We start from the raw sequence: 17,401 nt of genomic DNA on the forward strand, positions 1-17,401 counted from the left end.
GGATTAGGTGATTACTATCGCTGAACTAAGCGGAATTTTACCAGCTGTCAGGGAGATGAAGGATTTTGAAAAACTACTTGACAGCAATCATGACTATATTATTTTTTTAGAATCGCGACTTTCGCAAATTAAGTCACTTGTGTCATATGCTAAACGATCGAATAAAAAAGTACTTGTGCATGCTGATTTAATTCAAGGATTAAAAACAGACGAATATGGAATTGAGTTTATTTTCCGAGAAATAAAGCCTGATGGGATTATATCAACGAGAGGTAATGTAATTTCTATGGCGAAACAACATCATATTTTAGCTATTCAGCGAATGTTTGCGGTGGATTCCCATGCATTGGAAAATACGATTCATATCGTTAATCGGGTGAAACCAGACTATATTGAGATCATGCCAGGTATAGTTCCAACGCTAATTACAGAAATTTACGAGCGGACAGAAACACCTATCATCGCTGGTGGTTTGATTAGAACAGATGAAGACGTCCAATTGGCTTATGGTGCAGGAGCAAAGGCGATATCAACATCCGATATCGAGTTGTGGGGGCTATAACAGCCTCCTGTTTTTTTGTCTACCTGTGCAGGGGGAATATCGGCGCGAGAGCGAGAACTTCGGCACGAGCGGGAAAACATCGGCGCGAGAGCAGAAACATCGGCTCGAGAACGAGAACATCGGCGCGAGAACGAAAACATCGTCCCGAGAGCGAGAACATCAGCGCGAGAACGAAAACATCGTCCCGAGAGCGAGAACATCGGCGCGAGAACGAAAACATCGTCCCGAGAGCGAGAACATCGGCGCGAGCGGGAAAACATCGGCGCGAGAATGGAAACATCGGCTCGAGAGCGAGAACATCAGCGCGAGCGGGAAAACATCGGCTCGAGAACGAAAACATCGTCCCGAGAGCAGAAACATCAACCGGAAAGCAAGAACATCAACCCGAGAACGAAAACATCATCAAAGCAAAAAGACACTGCTCTTGTTACAGGGCAGTGTCCATCTTAATTACAGTGCTTTATCATCCACGGATTCCAGCCATTCCTCAATTGTATCAACGACAGATTCAACGCAACCTTCCTCAAATGGGGAGCGTAAATTTGCTGCCTCAACTAGGCCGAGGAATGATTTGGACCCGCCCAGTTTACATAAATGAAGGTAGTCTTTCCATGCTTCTTCATGGTTTTCCCGTGATCGTTTCCAAAATTGGAATGCACAAATCTGGGCCAGGGTGTAATCAATGTAATAAAACGGTACTTCGTAAATATGTCCTTGACGTTGCCAAAAACCACCAGCTTCCAAATAGGTATTGCCATCATAGTCACGATGTGGGAGATAGGTTTGTTCAAGTTTCTTCCACGCTTGTTTCCTTTCTTCTGGTGTCCATTCCGGATTTTCATAAACGAGGTGTTGGAATTCATCAACCGCAACACCATATGGCAAGAATTCGAGTCCGCCAGCCAGATGCGAATATTTGTATTTATCTGTATCCTCTTTGAAGAACAGCTCCATCCATGGCCAGGTGAAAAATTCCATGCTCATGGAATGTATTTCTGCCGCTTCGGAAGTTGGAATCAAATATTCCGGAATACCAATGTTTCGGCTGGAGTAAAATTGAAAGGCATGTCCAGCTTCATGCGTCAGTACATCAATATCACCAGACGTTCCATTGAAGTTCGCGAAAATGAATGGTGACTGGTAATCTTCAATGAATGTACAGTATCCCCCAGCCTCTTTCCCTTTTTTCGCTTCCAGATCCATCAAGTTCCGATCGAGCATATAGTCAAAGAATTCCTTTGTTTCAGTTGATAACTCTTTATACATTTTCTTACCGTTTTCAATAATCCATTCCGGCTTTCCCTTTGGTTGTGCGTTTCCACTGCTGAATTCGAGGGCTTCATCGTAATATTTCAGTGAATCGACACCAATCCGTTCTGCCTGTTTTTTATATAGCTTACTCACTAGTGGAACAATCGAATCGCGTATCTGTTTGCGAAACACATTTACCATCTCTGCATCATAGTCGACCCTTTGCATTCGTAAATAGCCGACCTCCACAAAGTTTTTGTAACCAAGTGTTGTTGCTATTTCATGACGGACTTTTACAAGTTGATCATAAATATCATCGAACTTTGATGCATTATTATCGAAAAATCCTGCACTTGCTTCGATAGCTTGCTTGCGAACTGTGCGATCCTTGCTTTGAGCAAACGGACCGAGCTGTGCCAGTGTGTATATCTCCCCTTGGAATTCTACTTCTGCTGAGGCAACTAGCTTTGAATACTCCGATATAAGCCTGTTTTCCTTTTGTAATAGGGAAATGATTTCTGGTGAAAAAGATTTAATTTCACAATCAGCAAGTTGAAAGAGCTGTGAACCCCATTGTTGCTCAAGTTCATCTCGATATGGCGATTGAACTAGAGCTTGGTAAAAAGTGGTGTTTAGCGCTCTTATTTCCGGTTCCATATCATCGAAAAAGTCGCGTTCCTTTTGATAAAATTCATCATTTGTGTCAATGGACGCCCGAATGTACACTAAATTAAACAGTGTCGATAATCTGTCCCGAAATGCATTGATCGCTTTAATTGCTTTGTTGGCTTCATCAAGGGAAGCAGCCGATTTAAATGTGTGAAGTAAATCAGCAAATGAATCCTTTTCCTTCTGTAAATCTGGCCGTTCATATGTAAATTCCTCAAACGTCTGCATGCAAATCCTCCTTTTAGTATTGTAATAATTCGACAAAAATGTACGGATTCCTGCTTTTTCTAGGATTTAATCGATAATAGGAATGACACTTGTTATAATGAAACTATTCTACAGAAAAGTGTGTTTCCATAAGGTCGCCGTTTAACATTCGGTGATTTTTTGAATAACCGCTAGAAGGAGATAAAAATGAAACCAAAATTTGAAGTAACCAAAGAGCGAAAAGAGGAAATGGTTGGGTTAATTAAGGGATACTTTGAGAAAGAGCGTGATGAGCAGATTGGTGATTTAGCCGCAATGCTGCTGTTAGAGTTTTTCATAGAGGAACTTGCACCTACATTCTACAATATCGGGGTTGAAGATTGTCATGCATATATGACGGAGAAACTAGACGATATATTTGAGATTCAGAAGTAGAAAGGATACGGATAAAAATGACAATTGATGGACGGTATCGAAAAAATATTCAGGCGGGATTAGAAGTTAAGATCGTGCTGAAAAAAGACCAACGCACAGGCAAGACGACAAGTGGTGTGGTCAAGGACATCCTTACAAATTCGGATTTTCATCCACACGGCATTAAAGTTCGTTTGCAAGACGGACAGGTTGGGAGAATAACGGAGGGATACAATTGATCAATCAGTATATGGATAAAATCAAACAATTAATAGATACGGTAGAAAAAGAAGAAACAACAGCAATGCATGAAGCAGCAGAGAAAATTGCTGATGCAATTCAAACTGGTGGAGTAATCCACTTATTTGGCTGTGGTCATTCAAATATGTTAGCAGAAGAGGTTTATTATCGTGCTGGTGGATTAGTACCAGTCCATCCGATTTTGCATGAACCGCTTATGTTGCATGAGGGTGCATTGCGATCATCGGAACTCGAACGGAAACGTAATTATGCGGAGGAATTTATTAATCGAGAAGACATTCGTAAAGATGACGTGCTTTTTGCTCTTTCAACATCAGGAAGAAATCCAGTACCAATTGATGTTGCACATTTTGCTAAAGAGAAAGGTGCCTACGTGGTTGCAATCACATCCGTGGAATATTCATCGAACCAACCATCACGTCATGAAAGTGGAAAGCATTTGTTTGAAGCGGTCGATCTTGTCATTGATAGTCATGCACCAACAGGGGATGCAATGCTTTCTCATGAAAAAGTAAAGGTCAACTTTTCACCAAGCTCAACAGTAATTGGTGCAACGATATTGAATGCAGTTTTTGCAGAGTCAATTGCAATTATGGCTGAGAATGGTTTTGAGCCACCTGTATTTTTGAGTGGCAATATTGACGGAGCAGATGAGCATAACCAAAAGTTGATTGCGGAATATGGGGATAGGGTGAAGTTGTAGAATGCTTATTTCATAAAGGAAAGGAGCCTCATGATGAATATCGTTATTGCACCCGATTCATTTAAAGGGAGTTTAACTTCTACACAGGCATCAACTATTATGAAAAAAGCTGTTTTAGATGTACTACATAATTGCGACATACAACTAAAACCGATGGCAGATGGAGGAGAAGGGACACTTGATTCATTGCTATCATCGCCAAACAGTGAACGGGTTTCAATAAGCTGTATGGGTCCATTAGGTGAAAGAATAAACACGTCTTACGGTATAGTAAACAAGGCAACTGCGATTATTGAATGTGCAAAGATTGTAGGCTTGACACAAGTCCCAGAAGCAAAGCGCAACCCTGACATTACAACATCTTATGGAATAGGCCAGGTAATAATTGATGCTCTAGACAAAGGATGCACATCGATCGTTGTGGGATTGGGTGGAAGTGCAACAAATGACGGTGGGTTAGGCATGCTTCAAGCTCTGGGAATGAAGGTGTTAGATAAATATGGCGTGGAAGTCGGTCCGTATGAGCGCGATTTGTTTGCTGTTTCTGATGTTTGTTTAACGGGTTTGGATACACGATTAGCATCCGTTAATATTATGGCAGCTTGTGACGTTGATAATCCGTTATGTGGAACGAAAGGAGCAAGTGTAATTTATGGTCCGCAAAAAGGTGCAACAGCAAATCAAGTCACCCAATATGACCGGGCTTTAAACAAATATGGGGATCTAATTGAGGAAAAAGTAAACAAATCATATAAAGATGTGCCTGGATCAGGGGCTGCTGGTGGGTTAGGTTTTGCATTATTAGCAATTGATGCAGACTTGGTATCTGGTTCAAATTTGATAGCTGATGCAGTGAATTTAGAAGAATCCATAAACCATGCTGGTCTTGTTTTAACTGGTGAAGGGCAAAGTGATGAACAAACATTATACGGGAAAGTCCCCGGCTATGTGGCTGATCTTGCTGTGAAAAATAATGTGCCAGTGATATTAATTTCCGGAAGCATCGTAGGCGAAGTGAATATTCTCTTGGAAAAATTCACAGGCTGTTTTTCGATTATACAAAAACCATTATCTTTGAAAGAATGTATGAGGCATGCTGACACTTTATTATTTGGGCAAACAAAGCAAGTGATTCATTTGATTCATTCTCTTGGGTACTTTGACAAAATGAACAAATAACTTTGATGGATATTCTTCCCCCAACTGATACATCCTAACCTTATGAGATTATTTATTGCAAAGGTAGGTCATTAGGGATGAATATTGCAAACATAATGACAATCATTGGGTTTGTTGCTGTCGTTGTTGTATTGCTTGTGTTAATAATTGTGGGCTTATATGTGTTTTTTGTAGACCGGTCACAAAAGCAGCATCCAGTTCTCCGTAATTATCCAGTAGTCGGAAGAGTTCGATACTTTTTTGAAAAAATAGGTCCGGAATTGCGTCAGTATTTTTTCAACAATGATAACGAAGGGAAGCCTTTTTCACGTCGGGATTACCAGCATATTGTGAAAAAGGCGAAATACAAACGAGATGTTATCGGGTTTGGATCGCAACGTGATTTTGATGCAGCCGGCTTTTATGTGCGAAATTCAATGTTTCCGAAGCTAACAGAAGAATTGAAGATGGATGAGGAAACAAAAGTAACAACAAATCGCTATTTACTATTAAAAGATCCGCTATTCACCGAAAGAAAAGAAGAACTGGAAAAGCATGAATCATCAGCTTATTTGTTACGGGATGAAGATGCAGTTGTAATTGGAGAAAATACAAAGCACCCGTTTGTAGCAAAGGGTTTAATTGGTATGTCGGCCATGAGTTATGGTTCACTTGGTGACAAAGCAATCACAGCTCTTTCTGAAGGATTGGGGATTGCGAAAGGGACATGGATGAATACTGGAGAAGGAGGGCTTTCCGATTATCATTTAAAAGGTGGCGTCGATATTATCATGCAAATTGGCCCTGGTTTATTTGGTGTGAGGGAAAAAGACGGTACATTTGATTGGGATGAATTGCTGGAGAAAAGCAAAATCCCGCAAGTAAAGGCATTTGAATTAAAATTAGCCCAAGGAGCCAAAACGCGTGGTGGTCACATTGATGGGGAAAAAGTTACCGAAGAAATAGCACGAATACGCAGAGTGGAACCATTTAAATCAATTGATAGTCCAAATCGGTTTACGGAATATAGTGATATTCCATCATTGTTTGGCTTTATTGAAAAAATTCGTGAACATACTGGGAAGCCTGTTGGAATGAAAATTGTGATTGGAAGCCCCGGTGAAGCAGAAGAGCTTGCAAAACATATAAAAGATCTAGGAAAAAGCCCGGACTTCATTACAGTAGATGGTGGAGAAGGCGGAACAGGTGCTTCATATCAAGAACTCACGGATAGTGTTGGATTGCCAATTAGATCTGCCCTTCCATTAGTCCATGAAGCATTACTAAAATATGGTGTTCGTGATCAGGTGAAATTGATTGCATCTGGTAAACTATTTTCCCCGGATCGTGTAGCAATTGCCCTTTCGATGGGTGCTGATCTGTGTAATATTGCACGAGGGTTTATGATCACGGTTGGCTGTATTCAGACGTTAAAATGTGCGTCCAATATATGTCCGGTAGGGGTAGCAACGACAGATCCTGAACTACAAAAGGCACTTGTTATTGATGAAAAGAAATGGCGAACAGCGAATTACGTCATTACGATGCGAAAGGGATTGTTCCGAATTGCCGCAGCAGCAGGTCTAGATTCACCAGTGAAGTTTGATCGGGAACATGTTGTATATAAAGATGAAAAGGGAAATGTTCAAGCATGGTAAATGCATATAAAAAAGAGTAACGCAAGCTATATATATAGCTTGCGTTTTCCAGTTTGCATGTGCATACTGAATGACAAACACGGACGTATTCGTTAAATTTCTGTCGCTGCTGCTTCTGAATGTCGTTTTCTTTCTGACGCTTCAACGACGACACTAGCTGATGCGTCCCCAATAATGTTAACTGATGTTCGAAACATGTCAAGAATTCGATCAATACCTGCAACGAGTGCAATTCCTTCAAGCGGCAAATTAACGGCAGCAAGAGCCATCGTCAGCATAATTAATCCTGCCCCAGGTACACCTGCAGTACCAATGGAAGCGAGTGTGCCAATTAATGCTACCGTCAAGATTTGGGCAAAAGTAAGGTCAATGCCGAAATATTGAGCAACGAAGACAACGGCAATTCCTTGATAAATTGCCGTTCCATCCATGTTTATTGTTGCACCTAACGGCAAGATAAAACTGCTCGTTTCTTTGGATACCCCTAGATTTTCTTGCGTATTTTTCATGGTAACAGGTAATGTCCCAGAACTGCTACACGTACTAAATGCGACTGCTGCAGCTGGAAAAATTCCTTTTAAAAATTCGATTGGATTCATTTTTCCAAGTGATTTTACCGCGATCGAATACACGACTGCTACATGAACGATACAAGCAACGATAAGTGCGAGTATTAATTTGATTAAAGGTAGCAGAACAGAAGCACCATATTCACCAACAACAGGTGCTAGCAAACCAAAGATTCCGATTGGTACCAATGTCATAATGACTCCTGTGATTTTATACATGACTTCGGCAAATCCGTCAAAAAAGCGTTGAACAGGAGCAGCAGTTTCCCCGACTAATTTGATACCAATGCCAACAAATATAGCAAAAAAGATGATCTGAAGAACATTACCGGTAGCTAATGCCTCGATTGGGTTTAGTGGAATAATATTTAGAATTGTTTGCACAACACCTTCTGTTTCATTTGCTGAAACAGATTCCTCTGCAACCTGTAGATTCATGCCCGTTCCTGGTGAAATGATAAATCCAACAAGTAAGCCGATAGATATGGCGATGAAGCTTGTAGCTAGATAGTAAGATATTGTTTTACCACCTAAGCGGCCCAGCTTCTTAATGTCGCCAGCACTTGTTACCCCAACGATAATGGTTGATAAAATTAATGGAACAATAATAAATTTAATGAGCCGTAAAAATAAATCCCCAAGCGGTTGCACGTACACCGTTTTTTCACCAAAAATCAAACCAACAATAATTGCCAAAATAAAAGCACCAACAATTTGCCATATGAAGCTCTTTTTCATGGAATCCTCCTCTCCATAAATGCGATTTATACCAACTTTTCACCTCCTTTTCATTAAAGTATTCATCATGGTTTTGGAAAATTCCAATTATTGAAGGCTGGTTTCTACTATTAATTTGTAATTCAAAAGGGGACTGGTACTTAAGCGGAATAACTAGCTATTCATGTCGGATTTTGAGATAATTTAAATTGCTGGAAAGGGTAGAAATGGGGGATTATAGTGAACGTTTGTATTTTATCTGTGACCCGAGTTGGAGAATATTTCAGTATTGCCGGAATAAGTACACAGGGTGAGTGGGTAAGACCGATTTCTGATGGGTCTACAGCACCTTTTTGGGATGATACACATTTAAGATTTGATACGGGCTTTGGTTTTATCAGACACGGAGATATCATTGAATTTCAAGAGAAAAAACCAGAAGAACATCAGCATTTATATGGTGAGGATTATATCGTTGTTTCGGGTGGCATGACATTGAAAAAACGGCTTTCAAATGCCAATTTGCTTTGGTTTTTGGAAGAAGTGGTCGAGTCACAGGCGGAATTTGAGGATACGGTAAATAAACGTCAAAGAAGTTTGTGTATTGTGAAGGTGGATCGGATGGTACCTTATTTGTCTGAAGAATCTGGGGGGATTCCCGTACCTAAAATAGCACTAACAAATTTTGAATATCACCTACTTAATCCAACGATAAATGCAAGTAATTTCGCTGTAACGGATATCAAATGGAACAAGCTTATTCAGCAAGATTTAATTGGTGATCACGTTAATTATAACGAGCTTTATATTGTTATAGGATTAGAACCATCAGGCGATCAACTAGGGATGGATGAGCCTCATATTATTGGCGTCCTGACAGATCCAGAAATTGATTTGCCTAACTCATATCCATATTGATCTGGATAAAAAAATAACCACTTCCTTTGAAAGTGGTTATTTTCATCATTATTTGAGATAGGTGGAGCCATTACGCTGCTCAATTTTACCATCTTTCATCAGTTTACCTAATGCCCGTTTAAATGCAGCCTTGCTTATATTAAAGGTTCCCCGAATGTCTTCAGGATCACTTTTGTCACTGAATGGAATAACACCATTGCTGTCCGTTAAATGTGCTAAAATTGCTTCGGCGTCTTCAGTCATACCGTGTTGCTTCAATGGTCTTAGCGAGATATTTAATGTACCATCTGCTTTTACCTCAATTACACGTCCATTAACCCATTCTCCGAGCCGTGGTTCTTCTTTTCGCTCTGTGTGGTGAATGAATCCGCGGTAGCCTTCTTCTGTAATAATTACTGTTCCTTCTTTACTGGTGTGATACACACGCCCATTAATCGGTGCGTTTAAGACATTATCCGGGGCAAGCTCCCATTCCCGAGCAAAAACACCTTCTGTTGCTGGAATTGCAAGTAATCGCCCTTTACGATCTTTACCTAACGTAACATAAAGCATATCGCCTACTACAGGCCAAGCACTTTCGAATAATGGTAAATCATCTTTAGAGATTAGTATTTCTTTGGCAATACCAACCGTTACAAATGCCCCTAGGTTGGGGATTACTTCGACAACTTCAACCCAGTCATAGGTGTCCATTTGAACGGACGGTAACTGAGTAGTGGCAACAGTTTGTCCCTTTTTATCCTGGTACAAAAACACATCGATTTCCTGGTCAGGTTCGAGTTCTGTTTCTGTTTCGTTATGATGTAACAATGCCTCTTCTGTATTCTTTTTTAAGACATAGCCAGTGTCAATTTTTCGTAGAACTGTCATCGTTTGGATCGTGCCAATAGGTAATGTGTTCATCGTCGTAAAACCTACTTTCTTTTAATTTTATATAAAGTTATTTTTTGGTTTATGTATTGGAAAAGGGGTACCCTCATTGTTAAGAGTACCCCTTTGATTACTAAAGTAACACATAAGATTTACATTTTTTATTTTTAGCCTGAAAACATTCAGGTGGGTTTCTTGTTTGGAATTTTAATATATACCCATTTTTTACTTGAGTGAGAAATCTCATATATACTCGAGTTTCACTCATACCGCGGTCTATGTTCCACTGGGTGTTTTCTAACTTAAGCAACGTCAGCCCTACCTGCTCTAACGTCCTTGCGACCCCTTAGTCGCGCCAGTGTGAATAAGCATCTGCAAAAACATGACGTAGAATGCCAGAAATACTTATTTGTTACTTCATTTCGTTAACTAAACTATAATCTCATGTTTTTGCTGTTCTGTCAACACCCAATAAAAAATAATCAGTTAATAGATTTTTTCTTCCGTGATCTCATGATTTTTATTCAAAATAATAACTTTGCTAGGTTTGTTATCTTTGGCCAATTGTTCTGCTTTCTCAATGGCATCGTCTTTTGCAATATATTCATCTGTTGGTGCCACATCCTCTAACTTAACATACCAACCTGTAACATCTTTGTTTGGTGCAACACTAAATTTTTTCACTGTAAAACTCCTTTATCTCTAATGTTATTTATCTTTTCCCGGTGACTGCTATAATAAAACTACCAATAATATAAAGGAGATTTGTTATGCAGAACAGAATCGCCGTACATGGTGCAATCGATCAGGAAACCCGGTGCCGCCATTATCATGGGGAGAATGATCGGATTGCGATAAAATTTTATTGCTGTGGGGAGTATTTTGCTTGTTATAAATGTCATGCTGAACACGGATGTGGTAGCACAAAAGTTTGGCCAAGGGAAAAGTTTGATCAAACTGCCATTTTGTGTGGAAATTGTGGGACAGAGATAACAATTAATGCTTATTTAAAGGGTGGAGCAACATGTTCAAAATGCGGTGCGAATTTCAATCCCGGGTGTTCGCTGCATCACCATTTATATTTTGGAACGTAATTTCTAGTGACTTAAAGTGCGTGTACAAAAAGTTGCCAAATTGGAAGAAAGGTCGACTAAGAACGTCACGTCAAAAGCCAACGAAGAGATTCGCCGCTTATTATTTGGTGACTTTTTGAACAACCTCTTAAATCGAATTACTTGAAATGGTAGAATAAATTAGTATTAAATTAATATGGAGCCTTATTTTTAGGAATGGGGAGGGAAAATTTTAATGGCTTTTGTTATATTAGAACCATGTGGCAAAGAAAAATCGGCAGAATGTGTCAGTGTTTGCCCTGTTGATTGTATAGAAGAAGGACCAGATCAATTCTATATTGATCCAGATGTTTGTATTGACTGTGGAGCATGTAAAGCAGTATGCCCAGTCGATGCGATTGAAGAGGAGTATGACCTCACAGCAGATCAGGAAGTTTATTTGGATAAAGCGGAAAATTTCTTTAGGAAATAGATCCAGCAGGCTCAAGTTCTATACGAAACTTGAGCCTGCTTCGATTTCTGTACATAGCTAAGAAATTATAAAATAAACGGACGCTTCCGCTTTTCTTAATATAGAGGTTATTTAAAAGTTGTGGCAAATAGAATTCCTTGAAAAATTATTTATTACTCCAGTTTCGACAAATGGTTGAGCCATTTTGTCGCTCTTATTATTAATTTGGCACTTTTTGAACACGCTCATATATGGTAAAGTTAATAGAGAAAATAGAAAATTAACAGACACCAACGATTTTGGGAGGAGAGAAAGAATGGCTAGTCAAAAAGACGAACTAGACCAGGTTACAGGAAGTAAGCGCATACAAAAATTAGAGTTCAGGTTAGGGGCATTCGGAGCAGCCGTGCCACTAATATTTTTCGTCGTTTGGGCAATTACGACAAGTGTATTAAAACTTTCATCCGAAATAGGACTTGTGATGGGGGCATTGATTGGCCTAACGCTTGGTTTATTTTTTAGTAAAAGTAAGTGGGGCGATTACGCACAAGGGTTGTTTGACGGTTTAGCGCAACCGGTAGGAGTTGTAGCAATAGTTGCCTGGTTTTACGCTGGGATGTTCGCGCAAATTTTACAAGTTGGCGGGTTGGTAGAAGGGCTTGTCTGGCTTGGCGGTGTTTCTGGTGTTGAAGGTGGATTATTCGTTGCCATGACATTTCTATTGGCAGGAGTGTTTTCTACAGCAGTTGGAACTGGGTATGGCACAACGGTTGCATTTTGTACTTTAATGTACCCGGCTGGTATTGCTGTTGGTGGAGACCCGACAATGTTATTTGCAGCGATTTTAGCTGGTGCTGTATTCGGTGATAACCTTGCACCAGTTTCTGATACAACGATTGTTTCTGCTACAACACAAGAAGCCGATGTTCCGGGAGTTGTCCGTAGCCGGTTTAAATATTCGATTATGGCAGCAGTTCCAACCGTTATTTTATTTGCGATATTTGGTGGTGGTGGAGACACATCAATTGCCAATCAAGGTGCATTAGATGCGATGATGGATTCTACTAACCCAAGGGGACTCATCATGCTTGTTCCATTTGCGATTGTACTCATTTTAGCATTATCGGGACATCATTTAGTAACCTCGTTAACATGGGGGATTCTTGTATCGATACCAATCATTGTTTTCATGAACTTGGGTGATTTTGCTGATATTATCAGTTTTGATAAAGATAGTGAGACAGTTATTACCGGTGCACTTGTTGATGGTGTCATGGGATATATGAACATGGCGATTTTAATATTACTCATTGTTGCTGCAGCCCACTTATTAAAACTTGGTGGGACAATGGATGCAGTTACTGGCGCCATGGTAAAATGGATAAAAAATTCGATTCGCCGTGCAGAGCTTGCAATGTGGGCGATTGTCGCATTGCTTAATAGTGCAATTACAATTAACACTGCTGCAGAAATTGCTGCGGCTCCATTCGTGAAGGAACTTGGTGATAAATATAAAATTCACCGGTACCGCCGGGCAAATATGCTCGATGCGATAACATCGGCACTTGGATATATTTTTCCATGGGGAGCACCATTACTCCTTGGCTGGTCAACCATTAAAATGATGCAAGATACGTATGATTGGTTGCCAATTGTATCTCCTACTTCTGTTTTCCCGTTCGTATTCCAAGGCTGGTTCTTAGTTATCGTTATGCTGATTGCTGCGATTACAAGCTGGGGATTGCGATATGAAGGAAAAAATGGGGAAGAGTTAAAAGAACAACCGCGCGATTAAATAGGAAAATTCATGCTCGAACAAAGGCTGGACAAGTCTTTGTTCGAGCATTTCTATTATACGGGTCGCGCTAACCCAACCGAAAACCAATTATGCTACATGCCTTCATTAGTTTCAACTCTCATAAGGATATTCCAACCTTAAAAAAGATTCTTATTTTATTGTTTTCTTTTGCCGTCATTTTGGGTATTAATGGGTATACACCAATGAAAGGGTGAAAAGATGTTACGTACAATTTTAATGATAATCGGTGCAATTGTAGTTATTGGCTGGATTATTTCGCTCTTATAAAAACTTTAGAACTCATCAGATGGGATGTTCTACCCATTTGGTAACTTTTATCGCCTTAATACCAGTAACAGTGCTGTGGGGCCACTTTCTGACTACTGTTCCTGGCAGGACGAGGAAAGCTTCGGCGGCATTACATAGCACGTAGTAATGCATTTTCAGGGAATCTACGTGATTGTTTATTCCAAATAGATAAATAAAGGCAACTTTATCGCAACATGTTGGAAATTCCTAGTGCGATTAACAAAAATGGCGGTAGTAATGTCAATTTTTTCATCCATTTGCTATTGGATAGAAATAACCCAATATTGATACCGCAGAATACGAATAATCCACTCATGAAGGCAATTAAAGAAGCTGTTAATAAGGGGGAGTAACCTAACATTGCTGCACCTAATCCGGCGGCAAATGCATCAAGGGCAAGGGCGAACCCTAGTAATACAGCTTCACGGACTGAAATAACTCCTGATTGATCTAAGTCTGCATACCGAGGTTCTTTTAACACAGATTTGAACTGATCAAGCTGTGATTTACTTTTTGATGATGCATATGTTGTGTCATTTTTTTTTGCCGTGACCATTTTCCATAGTGTAAACAGACCTATGGCTATCAAGATGACCCCACCAATTATTTTGGCAGTGAAGGCAGAAATAATCGAACTAAGCACACTTCCGACTGTCATTGATAATAAGACAATGATACCAGAGCATAACATAATAATGCATAAAGCGATCAGTGGTACACGAATACGGCGCATTCCATAAGCAACCCCTACCCCAAAGCCATCAAGACTTACCGCGATAACTAAGAAGAACAACCCTGTATAAAACAGCACATCTATCAGATCCTTTACTATCTTTCTAGAATACAGTGTATGGATAAATGAGGTGGATGTGATCATAAATTGCATCAAGCCAACATTTTGGGCGCAAGTTAGTAGTATGTTTACACTTCACTGGAAGGAGTTTCATAAATTAAACAAAATTTTTTGACTTTAACCTTTTAAATGCTGGCTTTAAGGCGTATATTAGACCTACATATAATTGTACGTAAATATTAGAAAGGGGTTGTCCATTTATGTTGCAATGTCGTGACGAAGTGTTAACGATTACAAAACAGTTAGTGAGTATTGAAAGTGTGGTAAACACACATGGAGAAAAGGTAATTGCACATTCCCTTTACACGTTGATTACGTCTTTTCGTTATTTTACGGAAAATCCATCAAACGTAACTATTGAGCAAACGACCAATGATTATTTGGAACGATATAACGTTATGGCGTTTGTTAAAGGTACAAAAGGAAATAGCAATCGCACCGTGATCTTGTTGGGGCATATGGATACGGTAGGGGTTGATGATTTTAATCAATTAAAAGGTTATGCCACCTCTCCTGAAGAATGGATGGAAAAATTAAAAGATGAGGATCTGCCACTTTCAACAAGGAACCAATTGGAATCAGGGGATTGGTTGTTCGGTAGAGGTGTGCTTGATATGAAAAGCGGTGTGGCCAGTCATCTTTATCTGTTAAAGTACTATTCTGAGCATCCAGAGGAATTAGAAGGAAATATTGTTTTTGTGTCTGAATGTGATGAAGAAGATGGTTCACACGGCATATTATCCGCATTGAAAACGTTGAAAAGTTGGAAACAGGAGCACCAATTTGATTATGTTGCTTGTATTAATGCTGACTTTGTTTCCCCAAGGTATGAAGGGGATGTAAATCGGTATGTTTATAAAGGAACGGCAGGTAAATTATTGCCATCGTTTTTTATTACGGGGGCGGAAACCCATGTCGGATCTTGCTTTGAAGGGTTTGATCCAAATTATTTGGCTGCAGAACTGACGAAACAAATTAATTATAATCCAGATCTTTGCAATGAGGCGAGGGGAGAAACAACAGTACCTCCCGTTGCATTGAGACAAATGGATTTAAAACCAACGTATAACGTACAGACAGCACTATCTGCATATACGTATTATAACTTTTTCATCCATTCCTGGTCACCGAAAGAAGTACTGGAAAAATTAAGGGAACAGGCACATATTGCTTTCACAAACGCACTTGCATCATTTGATCAACGCCATCGCCAGTTTTCTTTGCAAAGTAACCAGCCGTTTCATGAATTGCCATGGCAGCCACGTGTTTTTTTGTATGAGGAAATGGAGAAATTACTGATACAGGTCCATGGGAAAAAATTTATTCAGCATATGAATGCGTTTAAGCAAGGATTAATGGAAGATGAAACACTTGATACAAGAATGTTTGCTGCTCGGGTCGTCGAGGAAACTTGGAAATGGATGGAGGACAAAAGCCCGACCATTATCCTGTTTTATTCATCATTATATTCGCCAAGAGTTGAAATAACCGGAGATACTGATAACGAATGTGTTTTGATTGATGCGCTTGATGAAGCAGTTCAACAAATACAACCATACTATGACTATCCGATCGTTACGAAAAATTTCTTTCCGTATATTTCGGATATGAGTTTTATTGCGTTAAGTGATAAGCCGGAAGAAATTGAGGCAGTAATAAGTAACAATCCTAGCTGGGGAACGAAACATTATGTCGAATACCAGGATATTCGCGATTTAAATGTTCCGGTGATTAATATTGGTCCATATGGAATTGATGCCCACAAAAAATTGGAGCGGATGGAGATGACCTACTCTCTTGAAATAGTCCCCAATTTGATTCATACAGTTATCCGGGGTGTGTTAGGTTGAGAAATCTAATATTTTGAAATTGTGCCGGGGTGAGGCGCACGAGTTCGGCCGAAACCTGTGTGACAGCCACTTTTAAAGTATGATTAAATTTTACTGTTTTGTCGTATTAAGCCGTAAAGTTGACATGTGATGGGTGGTGTTTTATAGTTGATTTTACCAAGGGAAACATTTATGTGTTTGGCGAATATAGTGGTGGATGAGCACATATAAAGGAGTGAACCAACATCATGATTGATTATTTTCTAGAATTGAATATTGTGGTTCAGGTTACAATTGCAACACTGTTTACATGGGGAATGACAGCACTTGGGGCTGCAGTTGTTTTTACGAGTAAAAATATGAATCAAAAATTTCTTGATGGCATGCTAGGCTTTGCTGGTGGGGTTATGATTGCAGCGAGCTTTTGGTCATTGTTGGCACCGGCGTTGGAAATGGCTGAAGATGGACCATTGCCAGGCTGGATTCCTGCTGCAATTGGATTTTTGCTAGGTGGACTTTTTCTTTGGGGCGTTGATAAAGTTATCCCTCATTTACATCCACCGGAACCAATGGAAAGCGCAGAGGGTATTCATCCGGAGAAGAAAAAACGGAGTACATTGCTTGTGTTTGCGATTACGTTACACAACATTCCAGAGGGGCTGGCGGTTGGTGTAGCATTTGGTGCGGTAATGGCTGGCTTTGACTCGGCATCGTTGGCCAGCGCAGTCGCTTTAACAATTGGGATAGGGATTCAGAACTTCCCTGAAGGTGTAGCTGTTTCCATGCCATTGCGACGAGATGGGATGTCGCGCAAGAAGAGCTTTATGTATGGACAGTTTTCCGGTATGGTTGAGCCAATATCAGCTATCATTGGTGTGCTGGCAGTTTCTTTTATTCAGCCATTATTACCGTATGCATTAAGTTTTGCAGCGGGTGCGATGATTTTCGTTGTAGCGGAGGAAGTTATTCCAGGCTCACAAGAGGAAGGAAACAAAGATTTAGCATCATTAGCACTAATGATCGGATTTACCGTGATGATGATATTGGATGTTGCCTTAGGATGAGCGAAGCATGGGCTCATCCTTTTTGCGTTGATATGGTAAACTAGTATAATAGGATGTTCAAAAAGTC

The 17,401-nt window shown here is 39.9% G+C and carries 18 protein-coding genes; 13 read left to right on the forward strand and 5 right to left on the reverse strand.

Annotated features, from left to right (window positions below; translation table 11 throughout):
• The first annotated feature begins 16 nt into the window (after positions 1–16).
• Both ACW2QC_RS04670 and ACW2QC_RS04675 read left to right on the forward strand, forming a co-directional pair.
• Complete coding sequence (locus ACW2QC_RS04670) at positions 17–562, forward strand: glycerol-3-phosphate responsive antiterminator (RefSeq protein ID WP_457542888.1); 546 nt, start codon at positions 17–19, stop codon at positions 560–562.
• 15 nt (positions 563–577) lie between these two features.
• Complete coding sequence (locus ACW2QC_RS04675) at positions 578–1,012, forward strand: hypothetical protein (RefSeq protein WP_457542816.1); 435 nt, start codon at positions 578–580, stop codon at positions 1,010–1,012.
• Here ACW2QC_RS04675 and ACW2QC_RS04680 read toward each other — a convergent pair whose 3' ends face one another.
• A complete protein-coding gene (locus tag ACW2QC_RS04680; RefSeq protein WP_457542817.1) occupies positions 1,013–2,710 on the reverse strand; it encodes a M3 family oligoendopeptidase in 1,698 nt (565 codons plus the stop codon).
• Positions 2,711–2,896: 186 nt separating this feature from the next.
• On the opposite strand from ACW2QC_RS04680, the gene ACW2QC_RS04685 reads away from it, so the two are divergent.
• From ACW2QC_RS04685 to ACW2QC_RS04705, 5 genes are all read left to right on the forward strand, one after another.
• Positions 2,897–3,124: a DUF2164 domain-containing protein gene (locus tag ACW2QC_RS04685; protein WP_199794666.1), complete on the forward strand. Its 228-nt coding sequence runs from the start codon at positions 2,897–2,899 to the stop codon at positions 3,122–3,124.
• A gap of 17 nt (positions 3,125–3,141) precedes the next feature.
• Positions 3,142–3,342: a YwbE family protein gene (locus ACW2QC_RS04690; RefSeq protein WP_457542818.1), complete on the forward strand. Its 201-nt coding sequence runs from the start codon at positions 3,142–3,144 to the stop codon at positions 3,340–3,342.
• Entirely contained in the window at positions 3,339–4,067 is a 729-nt protein-coding gene (locus tag ACW2QC_RS04695; protein ID WP_457542819.1) for an SIS domain-containing protein, read from the forward strand. The genes ACW2QC_RS04690 and ACW2QC_RS04695 overlap by 4 nt, the downstream gene beginning before the upstream one ends.
• Before the next feature lie 30 nt (positions 4,068–4,097).
• Positions 4,098–5,246: a glycerate kinase gene (locus ACW2QC_RS04700; RefSeq protein WP_457542820.1), complete on the forward strand. Its 1,149-nt coding sequence runs from the start codon at positions 4,098–4,100 to the stop codon at positions 5,244–5,246.
• A gap of 77 nt (positions 5,247–5,323) precedes the next feature.
• Complete coding sequence (locus tag ACW2QC_RS04705) at positions 5,324–6,883, forward strand: FMN-binding glutamate synthase family protein (protein ID WP_457542821.1); 1,560 nt, start codon at positions 5,324–5,326, stop codon at positions 6,881–6,883.
• A gap of 92 nt (positions 6,884–6,975) precedes the next feature.
• Here ACW2QC_RS04705 and ACW2QC_RS04710 read toward each other — a convergent pair whose 3' ends face one another.
• Positions 6,976–8,190 (reverse strand): dicarboxylate/amino acid:cation symporter, encoded by a 1,215-nt coding sequence (locus tag ACW2QC_RS04710; protein ID WP_457542822.1) that lies wholly within the window; start codon positions 8,188–8,190, stop codon positions 6,976–6,978.
• Positions 8,191–8,409: 219 nt separating this feature from the next.
• On the opposite strand from ACW2QC_RS04710, the gene ACW2QC_RS04715 reads away from it, so the two are divergent.
• Complete coding sequence (locus tag ACW2QC_RS04715) at positions 8,410–9,087, forward strand: dual OB domain-containing protein (RefSeq protein WP_457542823.1); 678 nt, start codon at positions 8,410–8,412, stop codon at positions 9,085–9,087.
• 48 nt (positions 9,088–9,135) lie between these two features.
• Here the strand turns inward: ACW2QC_RS04715 and ACW2QC_RS04720 are convergent, their stop codons facing one another.
• Both ACW2QC_RS04720 and ACW2QC_RS04725 read right to left on the reverse strand, forming a co-directional pair.
• Entirely contained in the window at positions 9,136–9,990 is an 855-nt protein-coding gene (locus ACW2QC_RS04720) for a CvfB family protein (RefSeq protein ID WP_457542824.1), read from the reverse strand.
• A gap of 453 nt (positions 9,991–10,443) precedes the next feature.
• Positions 10,444–10,641: a DUF2188 domain-containing protein gene (locus ACW2QC_RS04725; protein ID WP_457542825.1), complete on the reverse strand. Its 198-nt coding sequence runs from the start codon at positions 10,639–10,641 to the stop codon at positions 10,444–10,446.
• An 86-nt stretch (positions 10,642–10,727) separates the two neighbouring features.
• Here ACW2QC_RS04725 and ACW2QC_RS04730 point away from each other — a divergent pair, with 86 nt between their 5' ends.
• From ACW2QC_RS04730 to ACW2QC_RS04740, 3 genes are all read left to right on the forward strand, one after another.
• Positions 10,728–11,051, forward strand: coding sequence for a CHY zinc finger protein (locus ACW2QC_RS04730; protein ID WP_457542826.1), 324 nt, complete (start codon positions 10,728–10,730; stop codon positions 11,049–11,051).
• Positions 11,052–11,265: 214 nt separating this feature from the next.
• Positions 11,266–11,502 (forward strand): indolepyruvate ferredoxin oxidoreductase subunit alpha, encoded by a 237-nt coding sequence (locus ACW2QC_RS04735; RefSeq protein ID WP_457542827.1) that lies wholly within the window; start codon positions 11,266–11,268, stop codon positions 11,500–11,502.
• Positions 11,503–11,797: 295 nt separating this feature from the next.
• Complete coding sequence (locus ACW2QC_RS04740; RefSeq protein ID WP_457542828.1) at positions 11,798–13,276, forward strand: Na+/H+ antiporter NhaC family protein; 1,479 nt, start codon at positions 11,798–11,800, stop codon at positions 13,274–13,276.
• Between the two features lie 496 nt (positions 13,277–13,772).
• On the opposite strand, the gene ytaF is transcribed toward ACW2QC_RS04740, so the two are convergent.
• Complete coding sequence (ytaF, locus tag ACW2QC_RS04745) at positions 13,773–14,399, reverse strand: sporulation membrane protein YtaF (protein ID WP_457542829.1); 627 nt, start codon at positions 14,397–14,399, stop codon at positions 13,773–13,775.
• A 242-nt stretch (positions 14,400–14,641) separates the two neighbouring features.
• On the opposite strand from ytaF, the gene ACW2QC_RS04750 reads away from it, so the two are divergent.
• Together ACW2QC_RS04750 and ACW2QC_RS04755 are read left to right on the forward strand one after the other, a co-directional pair.
• A complete protein-coding gene (locus ACW2QC_RS04750) occupies positions 14,642–16,291 on the forward strand; it encodes a M20/M25/M40 family metallo-hydrolase (RefSeq protein WP_457542830.1) in 1,650 nt (549 codons plus the stop codon).
• 227 nt (positions 16,292–16,518) lie between these two features.
• Entirely contained in the window at positions 16,519–17,334 is an 816-nt protein-coding gene (locus tag ACW2QC_RS04755; RefSeq protein ID WP_457542831.1) for a ZIP family metal transporter, read from the forward strand.
• Positions 17,335–17,401: the final 67 nt, after the last annotated feature.

Source organism: Virgibacillus sp. FSP13, assembly GCF_054048505.1.